Annotated in this window: 20 protein-coding genes and 3 pseudogenes; 11 read left to right on the plus strand and 12 right to left on the minus strand. The window is 50.5% G+C overall.

Going from position 1 to position 23,608, the window contains the following annotated elements; genetic code table 11:
* Positions 1-42: 42 nt before the first annotated feature.
* From H6629_09130 to H6629_09155, 6 genes are all read left to right on the plus strand, one after another.
* Positions 43-495 carry an NUDIX hydrolase gene (locus tag H6629_09130; GenBank protein MCB9067957.1) on the plus strand — a complete coding sequence of 151 codons (453 nt, stop codon included), beginning with the start codon at positions 43-45 and terminating at the stop codon, positions 493-495.
* A gap of 151 nt (positions 496-646) precedes the next feature.
* A complete protein-coding gene (gene aroB / locus H6629_09135) occupies positions 647-1,732 on the plus strand; it encodes a 3-dehydroquinate synthase (protein ID MCB9067958.1) in 1,086 nt (361 codons plus the stop codon).
* Complete coding sequence (locus H6629_09140) at positions 1,713-3,209, plus strand: type I 3-dehydroquinate dehydratase (protein MCB9067959.1); 1,497 nt, start codon at positions 1,713-1,715, stop codon at positions 3,207-3,209. The genes aroB and H6629_09140 overlap by 20 nt, the downstream gene beginning before the upstream one ends.
* Positions 3,206-3,727 (plus strand): shikimate kinase, encoded by a 522-nt coding sequence (locus H6629_09145; protein ID MCB9067960.1) that lies wholly within the window; start codon positions 3,206-3,208, stop codon positions 3,725-3,727. Before H6629_09140 ends, H6629_09145 begins: the two co-directional genes overlap by 4 nt.
* Positions 3,728-3,798: 71 nt before the next feature.
* Positions 3,799-4,545, plus strand: a complete 747-nt coding sequence (locus tag H6629_09150) for a methyltransferase domain-containing protein (GenBank protein ID MCB9067961.1) — start codon at positions 3,799-3,801, stop codon at positions 4,543-4,545.
* Positions 4,546-4,578: 33 nt separating this feature from the next.
* Positions 4,579-5,127 (plus strand): macro domain-containing protein, encoded by a 549-nt coding sequence (locus tag H6629_09155; protein ID MCB9067962.1) that lies wholly within the window; start codon positions 4,579-4,581, stop codon positions 5,125-5,127.
* An 11-nt stretch (positions 5,128-5,138) separates the two neighbouring features.
* Here H6629_09155 and H6629_09160 read toward each other — a convergent pair whose 3' ends face one another.
* Entirely contained in the window at positions 5,139-6,422 is a 1,284-nt protein-coding gene (locus H6629_09160) for an MFS transporter (protein MCB9067963.1), read from the minus strand.
* Between the two features lie 474 nt (positions 6,423-6,896).
* Here H6629_09160 and H6629_09165 point away from each other — a divergent pair, with 474 nt between their 5' ends.
* The gene (locus tag H6629_09165) at positions 6,897-7,559 is read left to right on the plus strand and encodes an OmpA family protein (GenBank protein MCB9067964.1); all 663 of its coding nucleotides are present in this window, start codon (positions 6,897-6,899) and stop codon (positions 7,557-7,559) included.
* A 63-nt stretch (positions 7,560-7,622) separates the two neighbouring features.
* Here H6629_09165 and H6629_09170 read toward each other — a convergent pair whose 3' ends face one another.
* Positions 7,623-9,563: a redoxin domain-containing protein gene (locus H6629_09170; GenBank protein MCB9067965.1), complete on the minus strand. Its 1,941-nt coding sequence runs from the start codon at positions 9,561-9,563 to the stop codon at positions 7,623-7,625.
* A gap of 180 nt (positions 9,564-9,743) precedes the next feature.
* Between H6629_09170 and H6629_09175 the strand changes: the two genes are divergently transcribed.
* A complete protein-coding gene (locus H6629_09175; protein MCB9067966.1) occupies positions 9,744-11,693 on the plus strand; it encodes a tetratricopeptide repeat protein in 1,950 nt (649 codons plus the stop codon).
* Here H6629_09175 and H6629_09180 read toward each other — a convergent pair whose 3' ends face one another.
* The 5 genes and pseudogenes from H6629_09180 to H6629_09200 form a co-directional block, all read right to left on the minus strand.
* On the minus strand, positions 11,694-12,323 hold the full coding sequence (locus H6629_09180; GenBank protein MCB9067967.1) for a LysE family translocator: 630 nt from the start codon (positions 12,321-12,323) through the stop codon (positions 11,694-11,696). It abuts the gene before it with no gap.
* 4 nt (positions 12,324-12,327) lie between these two features.
* On the minus strand, positions 12,328-14,586 hold the full coding sequence (locus H6629_09185) for a S9 family peptidase (protein MCB9067968.1): 2,259 nt from the start codon (positions 14,584-14,586) through the stop codon (positions 12,328-12,330).
* Positions 14,587-14,749: 163 nt separating this feature from the next.
* Positions 14,750-16,346, minus strand: a pseudogene (locus H6629_09190) (L-serine ammonia-lyase, iron-sulfur-dependent, subunit alpha).
* Positions 16,347-16,829: 483 nt separating this feature from the next.
* Positions 16,830-17,060, minus strand: a complete 231-nt coding sequence (locus H6629_09195; protein ID MCB9067969.1) for a DDE-type integrase/transposase/recombinase — start codon at positions 17,058-17,060, stop codon at positions 16,830-16,832.
* Positions 17,056-17,394, minus strand: coding sequence for a transposase (locus H6629_09200; protein MCB9067970.1), 339 nt, complete (start codon positions 17,392-17,394; stop codon positions 17,056-17,058). Before H6629_09200 ends, H6629_09195 begins: the two co-directional genes overlap by 5 nt.
* 38 nt (positions 17,395-17,432) lie before the next feature.
* On the opposite strand from H6629_09200, the gene H6629_09205 reads away from it, so the two are divergent.
* Positions 17,433-17,588, plus strand: a complete 156-nt coding sequence (locus tag H6629_09205) for a hypothetical protein (protein ID MCB9067971.1) — start codon at positions 17,433-17,435, stop codon at positions 17,586-17,588.
* A 99-nt stretch (positions 17,589-17,687) separates the two neighbouring features.
* Here H6629_09205 and H6629_09210 read toward each other — a convergent pair.
* From H6629_09210 to H6629_09230, 5 genes and pseudogenes are all read right to left on the minus strand, one after another.
* Positions 17,688-17,915 (minus strand): annotated as a pseudogene (locus H6629_09210) (DUF1569 domain-containing protein).
* Complete coding sequence (locus H6629_09215; GenBank protein ID MCB9067972.1) at positions 17,858-18,145, minus strand: hypothetical protein; 288 nt, start codon at positions 18,143-18,145, stop codon at positions 17,858-17,860. The pseudogene H6629_09210 and the gene H6629_09215 overlap by 58 nt, the downstream one beginning before the upstream one ends.
* A gap of 53 nt (positions 18,146-18,198) precedes the next feature.
* A complete protein-coding gene (locus H6629_09220) occupies positions 18,199-18,594 on the minus strand; it encodes a VOC family protein (GenBank protein MCB9067973.1) in 396 nt (131 codons plus the stop codon).
* 72 nt (positions 18,595-18,666) lie between these two features.
* On the minus strand, positions 18,667-19,530 hold the full coding sequence (locus H6629_09225) for a TonB-dependent receptor (GenBank protein ID MCB9067974.1): 864 nt from the start codon (positions 19,528-19,530) through the stop codon (positions 18,667-18,669).
* Positions 19,479-21,083, minus strand: coding sequence for a TonB-dependent receptor (locus tag H6629_09230; protein MCB9067975.1), 1,605 nt, complete (start codon positions 21,081-21,083; stop codon positions 19,479-19,481). Before H6629_09230 ends, H6629_09225 begins: the two co-directional genes overlap by 52 nt.
* A gap of 231 nt (positions 21,084-21,314) precedes the next feature.
* On the opposite strand from H6629_09230, the gene polX reads away from it, so the two are divergent.
* On the plus strand, positions 21,315-23,042 hold the full coding sequence (gene polX, locus H6629_09235; protein ID MCB9067976.1) for a DNA polymerase/3'-5' exonuclease PolX: 1,728 nt from the start codon (positions 21,315-21,317) through the stop codon (positions 23,040-23,042).
* A gap of 35 nt (positions 23,043-23,077) precedes the next feature.
* Positions 23,078-23,574: pseudogene (locus tag H6629_09240) on the plus strand (DinB family protein).
* Positions 23,575-23,608 lie beyond the last annotated feature (34 nt).

The raw sequence follows: 23,608 nt of genomic DNA on the forward strand, positions 1-23,608 counted from the left end.
GTCCGCTGATTTATCCTTTATCCTTAACCCTTTATCCTTAAAATGAACTACACCTACGAATATCCCCGCCCGATGGTCACCGTTGATATGTTGCTGCGGCGCGAAACCGCGTCCGGCGCGGAAATTTTGCTCATCCAGCGAAAAAATCCACCGTTCGCGAACGCGTGGGCGTTGCCCGGTGGATTTGTGGATGAAAACGAATCGCTGGAAAATGCGGCGGCACGGGAGCTGGCGGAAGAAACCGGTTTGGCAAATCTGCAATTGCAGCAACTGCACGCATTCGGCGATCCGGGGCGCGATCCGCGGGGGCACACCATCACGATTGTGTTTGGCGCAACGCTGCCCGAATCTGCAACTATTCGCGCAAAAGCTGGCGACGACGCCCGCAACGTCCGATGGTTTTCACTCGATAATCTGCCGGAGCTGGCGTTCGATCACGCTAAAATTATCCGGTTCTGCCTGCCGTTGCTGACCAAAACCCGACCAAACATCTGATTTTCACGGTGAAAACTTGAAATTCCGGCCCTCATTCACCTTGCATTGCGCACTGTTCAAACGTATATTTTTCGTTACATTTTTTAATCAGCAACGCGGATAATTCGCGTGCCAATTTTTGTAATTTCAAACAGAGATCGTCGCACAACGCATGCAAACGCACATTCTTGATCTGCCATCTGCCACCCGCCAAATTCCCTGTCATGTCGGTGAAAACCTCTGGCAACCACTTCGCGAACACCTGAAAACACAATTTCCCAAACACGCAGTTTATGTAATTGCGGATTCGCAAGTGGCGGAAATTTACGCGCCGGAAGCGGAACAACAGCTTGCCGCTCATCCGGGATTTCGGGGATTGCTGCAATTTCCTGCCGGAGAGCAGAGCAAATGCCGGGCGCAAAAAGATGCGCTGGAAGACGCATTGCTTGCCGAAAAAGCCGGACGTGACACGGTTTTGGTCGCGTTTGGCGGCGGCGTCACGGGCGATCTGGTGGGTTACGTGGCGGCAACGCTGCATCGCGGGGTGCCGTTGGTGCATTTGCCCACCACGCTTTTGGCGATGGTCGATAGCAGCATCGGCGGAAAAACCGGCATCAATCATCCCGCCGGGAAAAATTTGATCGGCGCATTTTATCAGCCGGACAGCATTTTTTGCGATGTGCGATTTTTGAAAACGCTCTCGACAGTGGAATTTTTGAGCGGCATGGCGGAGGTCATCAAATACGCCGTAATTATGGACGACGAACTGTGGTACTGGCTGGAAAGCGAACAGCAGCAAATTCTGGACGGCGATTTACCCACACTTACCAAAATTATTTCCCGCTGTGCGCAGGACAAAATTGCTGTTGCTGCCGCCGACGAAAAAGAATCCGGATTGCGCGGAATTCTCAATTTCGGGCACACGGTCGGGCATGCTGTGGAAAAATTGAGCAATTTTGCCGTGCCGCACGGATTTGCGGTTGCCACCGGAATGGTCATCGCTGCGCGGCTATCTGTCCGGTTACTGAACTATCCTGCCGATCGCGAACAGCGATTGGTTAATTTATTGAAAAATATAGGCTTACTGACGGTTGATTTGGCTGATTACGCATTCGACGCCATCTGGGATTGCATCCTCTCCGACAAAAAATCGCGCCAGCAGGCACCGCGATTTTCACTGATGAACGCGGATAATCAACCCGAATTATTGTATCCAATCCAAAAAAGGGAGTTGGAAGATGTCTTCAAACACGCATAAACTTTGTGTCAGTTTGCTGCCGGAAACAGCGGAGCAAATTGACGAATGGCTGCCCAATTGCGCAGACAGCGACCTGATCGAAATCCGGCTGGATTATCTGCCGGAAATAGACGTTGCCAAACTGGTCAAAAAAGCAGAAAAACCGCTGATTATCACCTTGCGAACCCGTACGGAAGGGGGATTTTGGAACGGAAAAGCGGCGGATTATCGCGCGATTATTCAAAATGCCGCGAACGCCGGCGCAGCGTATCTGGATGTGGAATGGCAACTGGCGGATTCCGTGCTGCCATTGCTGAAAGCAGGTACCAGCAAAGTGGTGCTTTCGCATCACACCGAATCCAACAATCCCGAAGAATTGAAAGAAATATTTCGATCGATGACCCAACATCCCGCTGATGTGTACAAACTCATTTTTAAAGCGGAAGATATGGACGACAACCACACCGCGCTGATGCTGACCGAACTGGCAACATCGCTCGATAAAAAATTTGTGATTCACGCGATGGGCAACGCCGGACGGCCGTCCCGTTTGGTAGGCGCGGTGAAAGGCAACGAATGGACTTATCTCGCCAAAGATTACGATGAAGAAACCGCATCCGGGCAACCGGCGCTGCACGAAGCGCATAATTATTATCACCTGCAGCACAAAAGCACGGCAACAAAATTGATGGGGCTGATCGGCAACCCGATCCAGCAAAGTCGCGGTTGGCGATTGCATAACCAAATGATTTTTAACAAGTTTACGCAAAATAAAAATGCGGCAGAACCCAACGATTTTCTCTACCTCAATTTCCCCACAGAAGATGTGGAAAGCTTTTGGCAACAGTGGCAAAGCCATTTGCACGGGCTGAGCGTAACGATTCCCTATAAAGAGCAGATCGTCAAATTTCTGAATGAAGTATCGGTGGAAGTGCGCATTTCCGGCGTATGCAACACGATTGTGCGCGGTCCGAAAGGTTGGTGCGGCTACAACACAGATTTGCTGGCCATCGAAAGTTTGCTGAAACCCTACACCGAAGCGCTGAAAAACGGCGGTTTGGTGATCGGCACCGGCGCAACCGCCCGCAGCACCATTGCCGCAATGAAACGGCTGGATGTCAATCCCATTTTCGTGATCGGACGAAATAAGGAACGCGGCGAAATGCTGATGCAAAAATACGGCATCGATTATCTGGAGCCGGACGAAATTCACTATGCCAGCGCGGCGGTAATTGTGCAAACCACGCCGGTGGGAATGGCGCCGTACACGGATCAATATCCTTCCGGCACATCGCTGTTCCGCAAAAAACGGGTGGTGATGGATGTGGTTTACAATCCGCCGGAAACCCGCTTTTTGAAAATCGCCCGCGAACGCGGCTGCATCACCATTTCCGGCGTGGAAATGTTTTTGCTGCAAGCCACCAAACAGTTCGAACTATTCACCGGAACGCCGGTTACGGTTGAGGAACTGCGCGCTATTTGGGAAAATATTCATTGAAAATGAAACGGGTTGTGCTCATCGGATTTCGCGGTGTTGGCAAATCCACCCTCGCCAAAACGCTTGCGGCGCAATTGAGTGTGCCGCTGATCAGCACGGATGCGCAAATTGAAGCCGTAACCGGGATGCCCATTTCGCAATTTGTGGCGGCAAACGGCTGGCCAAAATTTCGCGAGATTGAGCAATCGGTGATTGCCGGATTGCCGGAAAACGAACCGGCGGTGATCGATTGCGGCGGCGGCGTGATCGAAAATCCGGAAAATATGCGCCACCTCGCCAAACACTCGCTGATCGTTTGGGTGGATTGTGAAATGCGGCTGATATATCAGCGATTGTCCGCCACTGGCGATCGCCCGTTGCTCAACGAAGCCGATCTCCAAAAAGATATCGAATCCAATTACAACCGACGCCTGCCGCTCTACCGCCAATATGCCCAACTGAAGGTCGATACGACCGAAACAGCCCCGGAACTGCTCGCCGAAACCATTATCCGCCAGCTCAACATCTCCGATTTGTAATAATTTCATGGAATATCCGGCCGGAATCCGGTAACTTTTGGTTCAGTTAAATAAACCAGATTTGGAAATTCATGACATTCAGAGATCATTTTTCCATCCACGCGCGGGAATATGCCCGCTATCGTCCCCGTTATCCGCGGGAATTGTTCGAATATTTGGCGTCGCTTTGCGACACCTGCGATACCGCATGGGATTGCGCCACCGGCAACGGTCAGGCAGCAATTGCCCTCGCCCGCCATTTTGAATTGGTGATTGCGACCGATGCCAGCGCCGCACAAATTTCCCACGCGATCGATCATCCGCAGGTGGATTACCGGGTGGTTCCCGCCCACGACAGCGATATTTTTGAACATTCCATCGATCTGGTAACCGTCGCGCAGGCGATTCACTGGTTTGATCTTGATAAATTTTACGCCGAGGTTCAGCGTGTGTTAAAACCGGGCGGCATTCTGGCGTTTTGGGGCTATTCGCTCTGCTATTCCTCGCCGGAAATTGATGCCTGCATCCGGCGTTTTTACAACGATGTGATCCACGATTATTGGCCGCCGGAACGCAGATTTATTGAAGAACATTACAGCAGTTTTACGGTTCCTTTCCCGGAAATTCAGCCACCGGATTTTCCGATGACTGCCGAATGGAAGCTCGCCGATTACATCAGCTATCTCAAAACGTGGTCGGCGGTGCAGCGATACATCAGCAAAAACGGCAGCGATCCGGTGGATATTCTCGCAAAAGAAATGGAAATGCTGTGGGGCGATCCGGCGCAATCGAAAACCGTTACATTCCCGATGTTTGTGCGGGTTGCCCGTGTGGGGTGAGTTCATAAACGCAATAAAAACAAGCACAAAACTATGGGAAATCAGGAAATTGCTCGAAAAGTTTTTTGCGGAAAACTGCTAAAATTGATACACGGTGATATCACCATCGAGGCTGTGGACGCGATTGTCAACGCCGCAAATTCCCATTTGCAACACGGCGGCGGTGTGGCTGGCGTAATCTCCCGCAAAGGCGGGACAATTATCCAGCGCGAAAGCGATGCCATCGGTTTTGTGCCGGTCGGCGAAGTGGCGATTACCGGCGCCGGTGCGCTTCTTGCAAATTTCGTGATTCACGCGGTGGGTCCGCGATGGGGTGAGGGAAATGAGGATGAAAAGCTGGAAAATGCGGTGCTCAACTCGCTGAAACTGGCGTCTGCTCGGGGATTTTCCACCATCAGTTTACCGGCGATCAGCTCGGGAATTTTCGGTTTTCCCAAAGATCGCTGTGCGAAAATTGTCGTTTCAACGATTGCGTCATTTTTGAATAACCATCCGGAAAGCAGCTTGTCCGAAGTGCGAATATGTCTGTTTGATGATGTTACCCGCCGGGCGTTCGAAGAAGTATTTACTGCAAGCTCTTGATAATAAAGAGATTACTTTTTCTTTTCCCAAACCAGAACTCCGCGATTTGGTAACCGTTCGTACAACACGCCGATCTGTTCTTCTTTGGGCATCATTTTATCTGAGTCGGATTTTGAGTAGGTTTCCGGTATCACCCATGCAACGATAATTCCAACCAGCAGAATCGCCAATGCCGCCAAAGTGGTGTTGTAAACAAAGCCAATTTCGTGATACGTGAATCCGGCTAACGCCCCGCCAAATCCCATACCCAGCTGACCGACCGTAACAGAAAGGCTGACCATTGTACCACGGGTTTCTTCGGGAACCAGTTCGGTAATGAGTGCCTGAAACGGGCCGATTCGCGCGGCGTCCAGCATCATTGCCAATGCAACCAGCGGATACGCCAGCCAAACATCGGTGATAAACAGGGTGGTCATGGCAATTGCAATGGATAAACCCATGCAGGCATTCACGACAAACACTTTTCTGCCTAACCGGTCAGACAACTTTCCCGAAAAAGGGCTGACAATTGCGCCGGAAAAACCGGCAACAAAAACGATGCTGGCAATGCTATATCCATTTAACTTAAAAGTATCTGTAAGCCAGGTGGGCAGAAAAATCATATACATCGCTACGCAAAAACTCATTAACGCAAACGATGCCGCCAGTGCCAGCAATTCCGGACGCTTAAAAAGTGAAATATAATTTTCTTTTATTTGGCTAAGTGTGAGTTTTTTATTGAGGTTACGAATGCTCGGCTGCGGCAGGTAAAACCAGATCAACACGGCGGCAATCATCATTGTAACGGCAAACATTACAAATGGATATCGAAAACTTCCAAATTCTGCGAGCAGGGTTCCGATAGGAATGCCGAGCGAAAAACCGCCGGCGATACCGGTCATCACAATGCCGTTTGCCCATCCCCGTTTGTGTGCGGGAAAATAATCGCCAACATATGCAATTGATGCACCGCTGAGCAAGCCGCCGGCTGCGCCGGTCAACATCCGGATGATCAAAAATGAGGTGTAATCGTAAACAAAGGCATGCATGAAAAGCGTGATGCTCATAATTCCCGTTCCGGTGATGAGCACACGCCGACGCCCAATTTTATCCGAAATAGGACCTATGATAAACGCCAGTATTCCCAATGGGATAGCGTATGCAGAAATAAGACTGCCCTGAAGAGGTTTTGATATTTCAAGAGCCGTAGCGATATTTGGCAGAATCGGTGAAATAACCATCATCTGGCTGCTGATCGAAAAAACCATTAACCATAGCGCTGCCAAAACCAAATGCGAAGCATAGCGATTTTTCATTTATCCTTCCCAATTTTACCGAAGCGGAAAACGAGCAGTAGAAATTCCCCAAACCCTGAAATCAATTTAAAAGGCTATCGAGTTGCTGCAATGAGCATTGGCGAGCGAGCGTAATAATCGAATGCGGATCAAATAACGATAGCAGTATCTTTTAGAATCAGTTAATATGATCGGTCGCGGAACCAAAAGTTTAACAAAAAATTTTGGTTTCAAACCGTTTTAAATAAATATATCCTGTATTAACTTAGGTAGATAATACAAAAAGTTGATAGTTTTTTCAAAAAAATACACAAAAATGAATAGAATTTCTATATCGGGAAAGACTGTAAACAGCACAACGGGCGGGATTTGCCAAAATTGTGATGTTTGGCGATGTAATATTGGCAAAACTTATATAAATTATCGCTGTTCACTAAATCGAAAACAGTATTGTATTGTCAATAAATTAAATCCACAAAATAAAGGAGTTTGTTTATGAAGCGTTTTGTCATTTATGTGTTATTGATGGCACTGGTTGTTGGAATGGTTGGGTGTTCCGCATCTAAAAAAGCACGGGGTGCATTGATTGGTGCCGGTTCCGGTGCTGCGGCAGGTGCGGTGGTTGGTAAAGCAGCAGGTAATACCATTCTGGGCGCGATCATTGGCGCTGCGGTTGGCGGAGCAGCCGGCGCATACATCGGTAATTATATGGACAAACAGGCTCGGGAAATTGAGCAGGATATTTCCGGCGCAAAAGTAGAACGCGTGGGCGAAGGCATCAAAATTACATTCAACTCCGGTTTGTTGTTTGATGTGAACAAAGCTGAACTTGGCGCACAAAGCAAACAAGAACTTGCAGAGTTTGCAACTATCCTGAATAAATATCCGGATACGGATATTTTGATCGAAGGACACACAGACAACACCGGTTCGGATGAATACAACCTGGGGCTTTCCGAGCGTCGGGCGAAAGCTGTTTCCGCATATTTGGCCAGCGTGGGTGTCGATCCGCGACGCTTTACCACAATGGGTTACGGCGAAGCACAGCCGATTGCAGAAAATGACACTGTTGATGGCCGCCAGCAAAACCGCCGGGTAGATTTGGCAATTATGGCCAACGAAAAGCTGAAAAAAGCAGCCGAGAAAACCGCCGGATAATGTTGGGCGAAATGGTAGTTTGCAACAAAACCTAGTTGGTTTTTGATACACATTGCCACCGGATTACTGCGGACGATCATCCACGGTAATCCGGTTTTTTCCATCCGCTGAAATCCGCACCGGGATGCGATACTGGACCGATCGCAACAGGCACAGGCTGTTCCGACCTCTCGAACAATAAAAATAGCGTAATTCCAGACCAATTTCGCCATTCTCGCGAATGTTGCCGGTCGTGCCGACGACTACTCGCTGTTCCTGCGGTGCTGCCAGCGACTGAATGTGGTTGATTGTTTCTCCGGAAAATAATTTGGGATCGGCAATGACGCCGTATTCAAACGGCGAGCCGCCGTTAAATGCATGCCCGTCTGGCAGGTGGATGTGCACAGCAATTTCCACGGTTGTGTTGCTGGCCAGCGATTGGCGTGGCAGCGTAATTTCTTCCAGCGGTGCGGGTCTGCCAAAAAATGCGCCGCCTTTTTGACGTGCCAGCGCATCGCCCAATCCTTTCAGGATTAACGTTTTGGCAGCGCCGGTTTTCAGGCTCACTTTGCGAATTTGATGGTTGTTCGTATCCGCTACAAACAGCGCATTTTTGGCGATGCTAATACCGCACGGTTCGTAAAACACCGGACGTTTTCCATCCAGATAGCCGCGTTCACTACCGGTAAAAGTGTGAATTTCGGATGCAGCCAAATCCAGCTTTTTGATTTTGTGATTATAAGTATCCGATACAAACAGGCTGCCGGAATACCACGCCAAACCCATCGGATGTTGCAACAGCGACAACTCTCCCGGCCCGTTTTCATCCCCGAAAACGAACAGGTCGCCGCCGGCTAACGTTTCTACAGTTCCGTTTTGCAGGTCTATTTTGCGAACGGTGCTGCTCTCGCTATCGGCAACAAAAAGATGCTGTCCGTCACTGCAAATTGCAGCCGGTTGGGCGAACATCGCCATCGCCAGCGAGTCGTCCCGTTTGGCTTCGCGCCCGCTGCCGGCAAACGGTTCCACAATACCGGTGGTGAGGTTCAGCCGCCAGATTTGGTGCAATCCGGCCATCGCGATATACAAATTTTCGCCGATTGCCGTAATATCCCACGGCGAATTGAGCGGTGTTTCCAGCGCTTTGCCGCCGGTTTGGCGACGCGGTTTTGCCTGCTCACCGTTTCCCGCAGCCGTTTTCACCAGTTGGTGCTGCAAATCGACCTTTCGAATCGTGTGGTTTCCGGCATCCGCAACAAACAAAATGTCGTCAACCAGCGCCATTCCGCAAGGTTCGCGGAAACTGGCTGTGGAAAAATCGCCATTGCGAAAACCGGCTTTTCCGTTACCGATGACGGTTTTTACATCGCCGCGCAAATTGCAAACCAGCACCCGGTGATGTTGGGTATCTGCGATAAACAACCGGTTTCCGGCTTCGTCTGCCAATACGCCAGTCGGGTAGCTAAGTGTTTGTGAATATTGATAGTTGGATTCGAGATCAGTTACAATCGGAACGTAATTCAGCAATTGTCCGGCGCGATAAATTTCCAGCGCTGCGCTGATATACGCATCCATAATTTCGAGATTGCCTTCGCCGGAAAAACTGGCGATAATATAGCCTTCCGGGTCGATGAGCACCACTGTCGGCCAGGCTTTTATGCTGTATTCATCCCAGATTTGCAAATCGCTATCCACGATAATCGGATGGGCAACGCTGTGCCGGAGCACGGCTTCTTTAATGTTATCCGGATCTTGTTCGTTCGGGAATTTTCCGGAGTGAACGCCAATAACAGCCAGCGGCGATCGCGCGTATTTTTCTTCCAGAAATTGCAAATCCGGCAAAATGTGCAAACAATTGATGCAACAATACGTCCAGAAATCGAGCAGCACAATTTTTCCGCGCAGCGATTTTAATGTGAGTGGCGGTGCGTTCAGCCAATGGCAATCCGGTGGGAATTCCGGTGCGCGAACCCGGTGAATCCGCTGTATTTCGCGAATCCGCTGGAGCGCTTCTTCCCGAAGCATTTTTGGCGAAAAGGAGCTTTGGAGCATTCGTAACCTTTGGGTGGCATTTTACCGGATAAATTAATTTTCTGTAATTTTTGCACAACATAATCATCAACTTGAATATACGTTTATCAAAAATAATAATGAAGTACAACGAAAGGTTGGTTATCGAAATAACCGATACAATCAGGATAAATGATGGACAGAATGATTAACACCAAAATAAATCTCCGCGAACGCGAGTTGGCCGAAGCTGCGCCGGGCACCCGGGAACGGGTAGATGCGCTGAATCGGTTGGCGTGGGAGCTATGGACAACCGATCCAGATCGATCGACCGAATATACGCGGGAAGGCCTGGCACTCTCCGAACTGTTGGCTTACGACGAGGGGTTTGCCTTTGCACGGTTGAATCGCGGAATTATGAGCTGGCGAACGGATGTGGAAACTGCACTGCCGGATCTGCTTGCTGCGCAGGACTGGTTTCAGCGAAACAATCACGGCGAAGGCGAGGCGCATGCCTGCAATTTTTTGGGCATTTTGTATTGGGGCATCGGCGAATTCGAGCGCGGTTTTGAGCTCAGCTCCCGCGCAATCCGGCTGTATAGCGAAAACGGCATGGAGGACGGCGAAGCCTGGGCGATCAATACGATGGGCGGATTTTATTACGATCTCAAAAATTACGAAAAATCGCTGGAATATTTCAAACAGGCGCTGGCGGTGTTCGAACGGCTCGAAAACATTGTTGGAATAGCGAGATCGCTGAACGGCATCGGCAACACTCATTTTCAAATGGGGCGATGCAAACGCGCGCTGGTGTATCAAAAACAAAGCCTGAAAATTACCCGGGAAATCGGGCACGAATTTAACGAATCGCGGGTGCTGAACGATATCGGGTTGATTTACCAGCAATTTGACGATTTTAAAACCGCGGAAAAATATCATCTGGACAGCCTGAAAATTCGCAAAAAACTGGAATATTTTGTCGGTCAGGCAACAACATTGCTGGATTTGGGCGATCTTTACAAAAAACAGAACATCTGCGATGCCGCAATGGATGCCTACCAGCAGGGATTACAAATTTCCCACCGGATTAAAGCAAAACCCAAAATGGCGCGGGCATACAAAGCATTGGCGGATAATTACGAAATGACCGGAAATTATCAACTGGCGCTGGAAAATTGGAAAGCGTTTCACGAACTGGAAGAGGAGATTTTTCACGAAGATACAGAGAAAAAAATCAGGAATTTGCGCAAGGCGTACGAGCTGGAATCTTCGCAAAAAGAAGCTGAAATTTACCGGTTGCGCAACGTGGAGCTGAAGGAAAATAACGATAAGCTGGAAGAAACCATCAAAATGTTGAATGCGACGCAGGCACAACTGATCCAGTCCGGGAGAATGGCTGCGTTGGGTAATCTGGTGGCGGGCATTGTTCACGAAATCAACTCACCGGTGGGCAGCATTCGCAGCGGCAGCGATGTGCTCCGCCGCATTTCCGACAAATTAATGGCGCTGCTGCAAGCCTCACATGTGAATGAAACGCTCCGGTTGGAATCGGAAAAATCATTGAAAATTCTCGCGCAAACCACGGAAAACAATCGAACCGCATCGGACCGAATAATGAAGCTGGTGCAAAGCCTCAAAAATTTTGTGCGGATCGATCAGGCCGCGTTCCAGAAAGTGGACATTCACGAAGGGTTGGAAAATACGCTCAATTTGATCGGGTACGATATCCCGCAATCGATGAAAATCGAGAAGAATTTTGGCGAGATTCCTACCGTCCATATTTTTCCCGATCAGATGAATCAGGTGTTCATGAATTTGTTGATAAATGCAGTGCAGGCAACGCCGCAGGATGGCAAAATTACCATCGAAACGAAAATAAAAGACGGGCATGTGGTTATTTGCATTAGCGATACCGGAAAGGGAATCCCGCCGGAAAAACTGGCGAATTTGTTCGAGCCGGGTTTTTCCAACGAACGCGAACGGGTAAAAATGCGCACCGGGCTGTATTCAAGTTATCAAATTATCCAAAAACACAACGGGAATATTCATGTGGAAAGCAAGGCGGGAGAAGGCACCACGTTTACCATTCACATTCCGGTGGATTTGCACCAGCAATTGAATGGCAAAGCGAAAGCTGCCAGTTGATTATTTTTGGGTAAACGCCAGCCGGATGCCCAACAAAATAAACAGCGATCCGGTGACACGCTCCAGCCAGATTTTGATTTGCGAATTTTGCCGTAATTTTACGGCAATGGCGCTGGAAAACAGCGCTAAAATGAGGCACCACATCGTTCCGGTAAAAATGAATGTTGCGCCCAAAATCAGGAACGGCAGTGCGCTGCCCGCGTTTGCCGGATTGATGAATTGCGGCAAAAACGCCAGAAAAAACAGCGCCACTTTTGGATTTAAAATATTTGTCAGCACGCCGGACCAAAAAATACTTCGCCCGGAAAGCTGGTTGCGCACATCGCTGATATCGCCGGCGCGTTTGGCATTGCGGATCGCGTTGACGCCGAGGTAAACGAGATACACCGCCCCCAAATATTTCACAATATTGAACGCCAGCAACGATTGTGAGAGCAACACGGACAATCCGAATCCCGCCGCCAACGTGTGAACAAGGCTACCGGATGCAATACCCATAGCCGAAAGCACACCCGCTTTTTTACCCTGCGCAATGCTCCGCCCCAAAATATACATTGTGTCCGGTCCGGGCGTCAGGTTCAGCAAAATGCCCGCGATGATAAATGCGCCGTAATTGGTTATTCCGAACATTCTGTTACTCCTGTTTTGGCCCTGCAGGCAGGTTTTCGTTGAGATAGCGGGTCATCAATTCATACAAATGTCGCGAGGTGCCCTTGCCTTCGCGGATGGCGTGGGAGCGGTTGGGATATGCCATCATCGTGAAATGTTTGTTGTGTTCGATGAGCTTGTTCACCAATTTTTCGAAACTTTGGTAATGCACGTTGTCATCGGCAGTGCCGTGAATGATCAGCAAATTGCCTTTCAAATTTTGCGCATAAGTGATGGGCGAACCGTTGGTGAAGCCTTCCACGTTGTCATCCGGCAAACCCATGTAGCGCTCCTGATAAATCGTATCGTACAACCGCTGGTTGCTCACAAAAGCAATGCCCATTCCGGTGTGATAAATTTCCGGATAGCGGAACATCATGTTCAGCGTCATGGAGCCGCCGCCGCTCCAGCCCCAGATGCCCACGCGATCCGCATCCAGATAGCTGTGGGTTTTGAGGATTTTCTTTGCTGCCGCCGCCTGATCCTGCGAAGCCAGAATCCCGATTTGCCGATAAATGCTTTTCCGCCAGTCGCGCCCGCGCGGTCCCGGCGTTCCGCGATTGTCCACGCTCATGACCACATAGCCCTGCTGCGCCAGCATCAGGTGCCAGAGGTAGCGATTGCCAAACCAGCGGTCCAGCACGGTTTGCCCGGCGGGTTCGCCGTAAACAAAAAAGAACAGCGGATATTTTTTTGCGGGATCAAAATCGGGCGGTTTCATTTCCCATGCGTCCAGTTCAACGCCATCACCAATCGATACGCGGAAAAATTCCACCGGCGATTTTTTGAGAGCATCAACCTTTTCGCGCAATGTTTTGTTGTCCAGCATCACCCGCTGGCGGCGATGGTTGGGCAGGTTCACCAGCGAAACCACCGGCGGCGTTTCGTAAGTGGAGTAGGTTTGAAACGCCCATTTGGCATCCGGTGAAATCTGGTAGGCGTGTGTTCCCGGCTGATCCTGCGGCGTCAGCGCTTCGGGTGTGCCCTCGCCATTCAACGGTACCCGGAACAGATAGCGTTGGGTGGGATTATCCGGCGATGCCGTGAAATACACCCATCCGCCTTTGGCGTCGATGGTTTCTACTTTTACCACATCGTAATCGCCGGGCGTGAGCAGGGTTATTTTTCCGCCGTCGCGGGAAATTTTATACATGTGCAGCCAGCCGTCGCGATCGCTCAGCCAGGTGAAGGCTTTGCCGCCATCCAGCCATTTTACATCTTCGTTGACTTCCACCCAGGCGTCATCTTTATCGATCAGAACGGTTTTCACCGAGCCGTCCGCAACGCTGCCCAGCCACACGGTGTTGGTATTTTGCAGGCGATTGAGCTGTTGGATGAGCACTTCTGATGAGTTGTCCGCCCACTCCATCCAAGGGATATAATTGTTGCGCGGATCGCCGGGCACCGCAAACCAGGTGGTTTCCCCGCCGCTGGCGCTGACTACGCCCACTTTGCAATCGGAATTGGTGGTGCCCACTTTCGGATATTCCAGAGGAATGGGACGCGAATACAAACTGTCCGTATTGTTGATCATGTAAAATGTGCCCACGCCCGATTTGTCGAAATGCCAGTAGGCAATTTTCTGCCCGTCCGGGCTCCAGCGGAAGCCGTCCCGCAGCCCGAATTCTTCTTCGTACACCCAATCGGATGTGCCGTTGACGATGGTTTCCGAGCCGTCGCTGGTCAGCGCGGTGATGGCACCGCTTTGCAAATTTTCCACATACACATTGTTTTCCCGCACATATCCAACACGGCTGCCGTCCGGCGAAAACTTGGCGAACATCAGCGTGCCCGGTTTGGCATCGCCACCCAACTGTTTTAGTGCGCCGGTTTTCAGGTTCAGCACCCAATAATCGCCCCGGGTGTTGTATCGCCACACGCGTTGGGTGTTGGCGAACAGCAGCAGCAGTTGTTTATCCGTCGACCATTCGTAAGCGTCTATTTTTAATGGCTTTGTCGCACCGTCTGGCGTCATTTGTTTTGCAGAAACCAGAATACTGCGTTTGCCGGATTTCGTGTCGTATTTTACGATGTCCATTCCTGCGCTGTCATCGGCAGATTTTTCCAGCGTGGTGTAGCTGCTGCCGCCATCCAGCCAGCGCGCCGGACCGAATGTTTCCGCCCGGAAATCCCGGTTGGTAAATATCCGCTCCACCGAAAGCAGCGAAGGGTCCTGTTGCGCCACTGTTGCCAGTGTGGTGATTAGGCTCCAAATGAGAATTAAAAATAACCGTTTGGGGGTCATGGGTGTCTCTGCCTCTTTGTGAATGGGTCGTTTTTTTATCTAAAAATTTTAACCGCAGAGTTCGCGAAGTCCGCGGAGAAAACCGAAAAGGATTAAGAATATTCATGTAATTTTTCTCGGTGAACTCTGCGCCCTCAGCGCTCTCTGCGGTTATCAAATGTTTTCAACAAATTTTGAACTTTGTGGTTACGTTGGGCGCCGGGGAATTGGCGTTTAAACGCGCTTCGATAGCTTTGGAGGTTTTGGTGATCGACAGTCCGCCGAGCGCCGTGCAGCGCAAATCGCTGTGAATGCTTTTGCCAACCTTGTCCATCGCGTCGATCACTTCGTCGAGGGGAATGAGGTGGTCGTAATCCGCCAGCGCGATGTTGGCGCAGGACAGTGCATTGCTGGCTGCCATAATATTTTTGCCGAGGCAGGGCGCTTCCACGCGATTCGCCACCGGATCGCAAATCATCCCAAATGAGTTTTGCAGCGCAATGGACGATGCGGCAATCGCCTGGTTCAGCGTGCCGTTCATCAACGTGACGATCGCCGCCGCCGCCATGCCGCCGCCGGAACCGCACTCCGCCTGACAGCCGCCGACCTCCGCCGCAAAAGAGGCGTGCGCCAATAAACACGCCGATCATTCCCGCCGCCAGCATCGCTTTGACGGTTTCTTCCTCACTGCGACCGAGCGCATCCGCAGCGCCCAGACATGCGCCGGGCAATGCGCCGCACGCGCCGGCCGTTGGCGCCGCAACAATCACACCCATCGAGCTTTTCACTTCCATGATTGATGTGACAAACAGGATAATCGTGTTCAGCACATCGCCCTGCACCAGTTGACGCTGCTCCATTTTGTTTTTGAAATTGCCCGATTGACAGCCGAGAATGCGGTCATCATAATGCGTGCCGCGAAGTCCGGTATCCACCGCGTTGCGCATGATTGCAACCAAATCGCGCATTTGCGAGAGTACTTGTTCGTGAGAAATATTGCCACGCGCGCTTTCGTAATGGAGGGCTAATTCCCATAAATTTAATTGTTTATCCTGATTGTATGCCAGCATTTCTTCGCAGGTGATAAACGGCACGGACAGATTTTTTCGCGACAGCACCGGCAGAACCGGTGCCAGTTTTTTCACCGATACAACTTCGTCCATTGCCAGCAACTCTGCGATGATGTCATCATCGGGAAACTGCTGCGCGCTGATTTGGATAAAACCGGCGCTGCCTTTGCGGAAGGAAATCTCGTCGCTCGGTACGGTTGCTTCCAGATAACGGCGAACTTTTTCCGGCGTTTTTCCCTGCTCGATATACACCAGTGTTTCAAAAAAATCGCCGGCCATGGACACCTTTGCGCCATCGATTTCGATCACTTCGATCATGCCGCCGCCGGTGGAAATCGCGATCATCTGGCGCGTTTCCCGGTAATTTTTCAGGGTGATTTGATAGGTATTCGGGTGATCATATTTCAGCGGAACGATCCGGATATCGATGTCGATACCGGCATCGGCAATGGCTTGCCGAAAACCTGGCAGCCGCTCGTCATGTGCTTCCCAGCCCAGGAATCCGCCGAACAATCCCATGTCCGAACCCTGGCTGTCGTGGGTGGTTGCCAGCGATCCGTTGGGATCAAATTCGATTAACGCGCTTTCGATCTGCCCGTCCATCAAATCCCGGCAGAGCCGCCCGATGCGCAGCGATGCCGCACAGTGGGAACTGGATGGCCCGCGCATTACCGGACCCAATACATCGTTGAATATACTTGGATAGTTCATTGTTTTCTCCGGTTGTTTACTTCCAAAAATTACACATTACGAAAGATAGTAACTGTACTAAGAAAATGCTGAATATGCAAAAAGTTTCGGGGGGATTTGGAGAGTAAAATAAAGGAAAAAGGAAAAGGATAAAGGATAAAGGATGAAGGATGAAGGATGAAGGATGAAGGATGAAAGGATGAAGGATGAAGGATAAAGGATGAAGGATGAAGGATGAAGGATGAAGGATGAAGGATATCTGAATGGATGAAGGATGAAGGATGAAGGATGAAAGTTGGATGAATTGATTTTCATATCCCGTATATTAATAAAGGGAGAACGATCTAAAATCAACTCCCGCTTCAGGGTGCTGAAGAAGGATTCCATCATGGCATTATCATAACAGTCACCTTTGCGGCTCATACTTTTTGAGGATCGCTTCGTGTTTAAGCCTGAACCGCACGCTGGCAGCAGCATATTGACTGCCCTGATCAGAGTGGAAGATCAACCCGACCCCGGGATTGCGACAGGATAACGCCGACTCAAGCTCTGATGAATCAGCGCTTCTCCCAGGTGATCCTCCAGCGCCCATCCCACAATCTTGCGGGAATAGACATCGAGAATGGCAGCCAAATACACCCACCCTTCACAGGTGCGGATGTAGGTGATATCCGATAACCAGATCTGGTTGGGGCGTTCTGCTGTAAATCGCGCTGCACCCGGTCGGTGGCTAATGGCAGACCGTGTTTGGAATCGGTTGTCTTGATAAAACGTTTTTCATCTTTGCCCGTAAGTGATTGTCTTTCATGAGCCTTGCGACACGGTTCTCGCTGCAGCAAACGCCTCTTTTCTTTAATGCTGCAGTCATTCGAGGACTGCCATAACGCTGTTTGTGTTCGCGAAAGGTCAGGCGAATCTGGCTGAGCAAGGCTTCATTGGCACGTTGTCGCATACTTTCCGGGCGTTGCCGATAAATTCGAGTAACCGCTTTCGATTGAAACCTTGAACACCTGGCACAGAAACGAACCGAATGCTGATGACAATGCTGATCAATAAAGGGATAGATCATCTGTCGTCCCTTGAGAAGAAGAAGATAAAGTTTTTAAAATGTCGCGCTCCTCTTTGGTGCGGGCTAACTCCCGCTTTAACCGGCGAATCTCGGCTTCTGCGGAAGGTTGCCATTGCCGCGAAAAAATGCTCTCCCTGGTCGCGATATTCTTTGAAGCGATACAACGTAAAGGGATGGATATCCAGATCCACTGATAAATCTGTGACACTGCGATTCAAAGGATAACCATTCGAACCGTCTCCGTGTCTTTCTGGCAAAATAATTAGTGCGTACTACCAACAGTAGAATAAAAACTAAACCCCAAACTGTTCCAAATGATGATCGAGGTGCTTATACGCCAGCTTACCCCATTCTTCGTTGGTCATTTTTCCGAAAACCGGATGCGCCGTGAATGTGCCGGTTTCGCTGCGTTGAACAAATTTTTCGATGATGTCTACCAGCAATTGTTTGTCCGATTCGAAATTTACAGGGGCGTGCCTTCCCGGTCCTGGTCGAGCTCGCTGATGGTTTTGATTTTGCCTTTCGGTGCGCGAATCACGTTAATTACCAAATATTTGATGATCGTTTTGTGCAAAAAATTGCCGAAATCCGCCGCCGTTTTTTCGCCGAGCGCGATGCGCATTTGATCCGTGCAATGGCAAACCATTTGCGAAACGGTCATTTTTCCCCATTGCCGCTGCGCTTCTGGTGTCAGCCTGGCAATTCTGTCCAAAATGGTTGCCCGGACAGTTGAATTTCGAATATCGCTCATTTATGAACCTGTTGTTATTTATTGGTTTAACTGCGCTGCTAAAACAGCAATATTTACCTAAAAAAACTTTTTTCATCCACAACCAAAGTTGTCAACTCAACGGTGTGTCCGTCCGGATCTGTGGTGTAAATTGATTGAAAAAAGTGGTGATCCGCAAACCGGCATTCGATACCCAAATCTTCGTAATGCGATTTGGCTTTCTCAAAATTTTCCTGGTCCACATTGAACGCGAAATGATCAATTTTTATTCCTCTGCTGCTCATTCGTTCGTCAGATTTTGCGGGAAAAATAGCAACACCGCTTTTCCCGGAGAGCATGAATATCGGAAAATCACCCCATTCTTCAAACGTGTATCGCTTCAGCCCGAGCACTTTTTCGTACCACCGTGCAGATTTTTCCATATCCGCGACGTTGATCGCCACGTGATCGAGATATTGTAATTTTATCATTTCGATACCTTTTAAATTGATGAACAACAATCAATCATTCTACGAAAAAAGATATCGATTGTTGTTGCGAGATCAAAACAAATAGCTGATGCCGAAACGAATATTGCGCGGATTTCCCGGCGTAAAATGGATTTCCGAAACGGGCGTGGTTTCACCGCGCAGCAGCGTTTCGGTATCAAATTGCGCCTCGTTCCAGTCCGCATCGAACAGGTTTTCCAGCGTCGTCAAAAATTTGATGTTGCCGAGCCGGTAACCGAGCGACACATCCACCAGCGTGTAGCCGGACGCCACAACGCTGTTGTCCTCGTTTGCCGGGCGATCGCTGATGTGCCGGTAACGCAAACTGCCTTCGATTCCCGCCGGATGGATCGCCGTCAGACCGCCGGTGGTTGTGAGATTCGGTGCCAGCGGAATATTATTTTCGCCGTCCGGCGCATCGACAATTCTGCCGTCGGAAATGTTCACATCCGCGTCCGCCCACATCCACGGCAGCAGCCGCACCCGCGCTTCCAGATCGATGCCCATTCTTTCGGTGGGATCGCTCAGTTCGGTGGTGCCCGCATCGCCGACGTAAACGTATTCGCGTTCGAGATGCAAATACCACAGCGCCGCACTAATATTGATGCGATCGGACAACCGGCTGCGCGCGCCAAATTCCGCACCGTTTGCGCGCGGCAGCGTTTCCACATCGCGCTGATCCGGGTCGAAGTTGCGCGATTGCAACACCTGCCTGATTTCGGCTTCACTCAATCCCTGCCGCTGCTGCGTCCGGTAAATTTCGGAAATGCGCTGGCTGATCACCACATTCCGCGCATCGTTCGAATGAAAACCGCTGCCGAAATTGGCGAACAAATCCACATTTCGCAGCGGCGAAAGCACCAGATTCAGCTTCGGGCTGAGGATGCGCTGCTGCGCAAATCCGGAAGCATGCGGCAATTCGCTCTCCGCTCCGGCAGGTGTCCCGTCCAAATGATCTTGCACGTTGAAGGTGAAATAATCCCCGCGCAGCCCGAACTGCATGCGGAACAGTTTGCTGAAAATCCACTCCTGCTGCATCCACAGAAAAAATTGCGTTCGCTGATATCCGAATCCACCAGCGAATGATCGCGGATGCGATCCGGGCTTTTCCACAGCTCCACCTGCACTTCGTCCGCGCGATAGCCGCCGCCGATGGTCGTAGCCGTCCACACATTCCCAAAATGATTGTTGAAACGGTAGCGGCTGTTGAAACCGATCATGTTCCGGTCGTCGATCTGTTCGATCATATCGCCGTTTTCAGGGTCATCCAGAAAAAACGTGAAATTGGAAAACAGCTTGAAATTATAGCTCGTGAAATACGACTGGATAAAAAATTCGCTGCTGTTTGCGCCCTGCATCGTGTATTGCAGATTGATGTTTTGGCGCGCGGTCGTCCCGCCTTCCAGATCGTCAATTGAGCCGAAACGGCTGATTTGCCCGCGATCCACGGCGCGTTGCGGAATTTGCCCGGTGGCATCCCATGCGGAGCTGAATGCGCTGGCCGAAAACGCCAGTTCGCTGTTCGCGGAAAGGTGCGAATGAAATTTGCCGAACAGGTTGAACCGCTGGAAATCCTGCGGGCTGTCGAACGGTCCGTCCGTTCGGTAAAATTGTCCCGCGAAATACGCGCCCTGGTGTCTTGGCTGCATCCCGCCGGTGGTGATGGGCAGTTGCAGCAGCGTGGTGATCCGGCTGGTGCCGAACTCGCCGCCTTCGACCCTAACTTCATTATTTTCAAGATGATCTTTTGTGGAAAAACTGACTGCTCCTGCGGTCGCCAGATTGCCATATTCCGCAAAATAAGGCCCTTTGTGCACGTCGATGCCGTCAACCACATCGGGAATCAGGAAGTGCATATCGGCGTAGCCTTGTCCGTGACCGTGCGATACCATGTTCACCGGAATGCCGTCCACGGAAAGCGCCACATCCGTCCCGTGATCCGCATCGAAATTGCGCAGGAAAATCTGCTCCGCTTTGCCGCCGCCGGCGTGCTGCGCGATGATCAGCCCCGGCGCCATTTGCAGCATGTCCTGTGCGGAGCGGTTCGGGCGGGTTTGCAGATCAAATTTCCGCACCGATCGCGATGACGCGGCGGAATACACCCGTTCGTCTTCCACCAGAATTTCGCCGATATCCACCGGTTTTGGCGCTAAATTCAGGTCGACGGTGAGTATCGCCGATTGCACCGTCAGCGCCCGCGAGATTTTTTCGTAGCCGAGCAGCGAGGCAACCAGCGTGTAATTTCCCGGCTTCAGGTGATCGATCAGAAAACTGCCGTCTGCAGCAGAGGCAGTGCCGAGCACCGTGCCTTCCAGCACAAGGTTCACGCCGGGCAACGCTTCTCCGGTAGTTGTGTCGGTAATCGTGCCGCGAACGCCGCCTTCCGGCTGCGCCATCACGGTTGAAACGGTGAAAATTATCGCCAGCGCAAAAATTTTGGCTGTCAAAAACGCCAATCGGGGATGGATCATGTCTGTCCTCCGGGAATGGTTTTGGTTGCCGGATTTTGGAAATCGAAGCATTTGGTATTTTTGTCATTGAATATACGTGCCAGCAGGCAAACCGGATGTTGCAATTATCAATCGCGACCGGCGGGCGTTGCCCGTCGCAACAAAATTTTCAGCAATATTGACTTTTGTTAAAGCGTGCATTTTGCTATGTTGTTAGCTCAAAATCAATCAGAAAAATATTGGCGAATCATTATGGATAAAAAACAAATTATCGCGGTGCTCGAAGAAATGGGCGTGCTGCTGGAGCTGAAAGGCGAGAACATTTTCAAAGTGCGCGCGCACGAAAACGCCGCCCGGGCGTTGGAAACGCTCAATGAATCGCTGGCATCGCTGATCGCATCCGGCGGATTGACCGGCGTAAAAGGCATCGGCAAAGGCATGGCGGACAAAATCGTCACCCTGTTCAACGACGAGCCGTTTGAGGAATACGAAACCCTGAAAGCATCCGTGCCCGCCGGCGTGCTGGAAATGAGCAACATTCAGGGGCTCGGTCCCAAAAAAATAAAAGCGCTGTGGGACGAGCTGAATATCACCAGCATCGAGGCGCTGGAAGAAGCCGCAAAAGCCGACAAAATTTCCGGGATGAAAGGTTTCGGCGCGAAAACGCAGGAAAAAATTCTGCAGAACATCGAACTGATGCGCAAATTTTCCGATCGCCACCACATTTCCACGGCAATGGAAATCGGGCAGCAATTGTTCGATGCGCTGAAAAATTTTCCCGGCGTGATCCGCTGCGAACTCGCCGGCAGCCTGCGCCGCAAAAAAGAAACCGTGAAAGATATCGACATTGTTGCCAGCGCCAAAGACGAGGATCGCGCCGCGATAATGAACCATTTTACCACGCTGCCGGACATCGAAAATGTGGTCAGCAAAGGCGACACAAAATCGACAATTGTGCTGGAAGGCGGCGTTTATTCCGATCTCCGCATCGTTTCCGATGCGGAATATCCGCACCTGCTGCATCACCTCACCGGCTCCAAAGAGCACAACGTGGCGATGCGCCAGTTGGCCATCAAAAAAGGCATGAAGGTGAGCGAATACGGGTTGTTTCGCGGCGAAGAGCGCATTTTGTGCAAAGACGAAGCGGAAATTTTCGCGAAACTGGGGATGGATTTTGTGCCGCCGGAACTCCGCGAAAACAACGGCGAAGTGGAAGCTGCACAGGCGAAAACGCTGCCGAAGCTCATCGAACCGGGCGATATTCGCGGGATGATCCACAACCACAGCACCTGGAGCGACGGCGCCAACACCATCGAAGAGATGGCGCAGGCCTGCATCGATCGCGGATATGAATATCTGGTGATTTCCGATCACTCCAAAGCGGCGGCGTATGCCAACGGATTGAGTGTCGAGCGCATCAAACAACAGCACGCGGAAATTGACGAATTGAATAAAAAACTCGCGCCGTTTCGCATTCTCAAAAGCATCGAATGCGATATTTTGTCCGACGGTTCGCTGGATTACGACGACGACGTGCTGGCAACTTTCGATCTGGTGATCACCAGCATTCACAGCAAATTCAATATGAGCGAAAGCGAAGGCACCGATCGGATTATCCGTGCATTGCAAAATCCGTATACAACCATATTGGGTCATATGACCGGTCGGTTGCTGCTGAAGCGCGACGGCTATCCGGTGAACCACACTGCGGTGATCGATGCGGCGGCGGATCTGGGCGTTTGCATCGAAATCAACGCAAATCCGTTGCGGCTGGATATCGACTGGCGCCACTGCAAATACGCCAAAGAAAAAGGTGTAAAAATCGCCATCAATCCGGACGCGCACCGCACCGACGGTTTCGATGACATGCAATACGGCATCGGCATCGCTCGCAAAGGCTGGCTCACCAAAAATGATATTCTCAACTGCCTTTCAGCCGATGAATTGCTGGCTTTCGCCAAAAAACGGCGAAATGGCTAATCAAGCGTTTGGAAACCGGATAGCAGGAGAGAGCAATGGAAATCACGGAAATCGGCAGCTTTTTGAACTACTATTCAAAAATCAAAGAGCGAACCCGGCGGCTTTTCAATTATATCCCATCGAATCAGATGGAGTGGACATACCGTCCCGGCAAATTTACCATCGGTGATATTATCCGGCATCTGGCATTGATCGAACGGAATATGTATGCGGAGACAGTCCGGTTCAGACCCAGTTCCTACAATGGATGCGGTATTGAATATGCCGATGGGTATGAAGAAACCATCCGGTTTTACGACGATTTGCATGCGGAATCGCTGGCAATTTTTCAAAATTGACCAACGAGGATTTGTTGAAAAAATGTAAAACCCCCGGAGATGTTGAGATAACTGTCTGGAAGTGGTTGCGAGCAATGGTTGAACACGAGGTGCATCATCGCGGTCAATTGTATATTTATCTGGGAATGCTGGGTGTGCAAACACCTCCGATTTTCGGGCTCACATCAGAGCAGGTGATTGAACGCAGCGTTTGATTCTGCGATGAAACGAGGCTATTTGTCAAAAAAC

Source organism: Calditrichia bacterium, assembly GCA_020634975.1.
GTDB lineage: Bacteria > Calditrichota > Calditrichia > RBG-13-44-9 > J075 > JACKAQ01.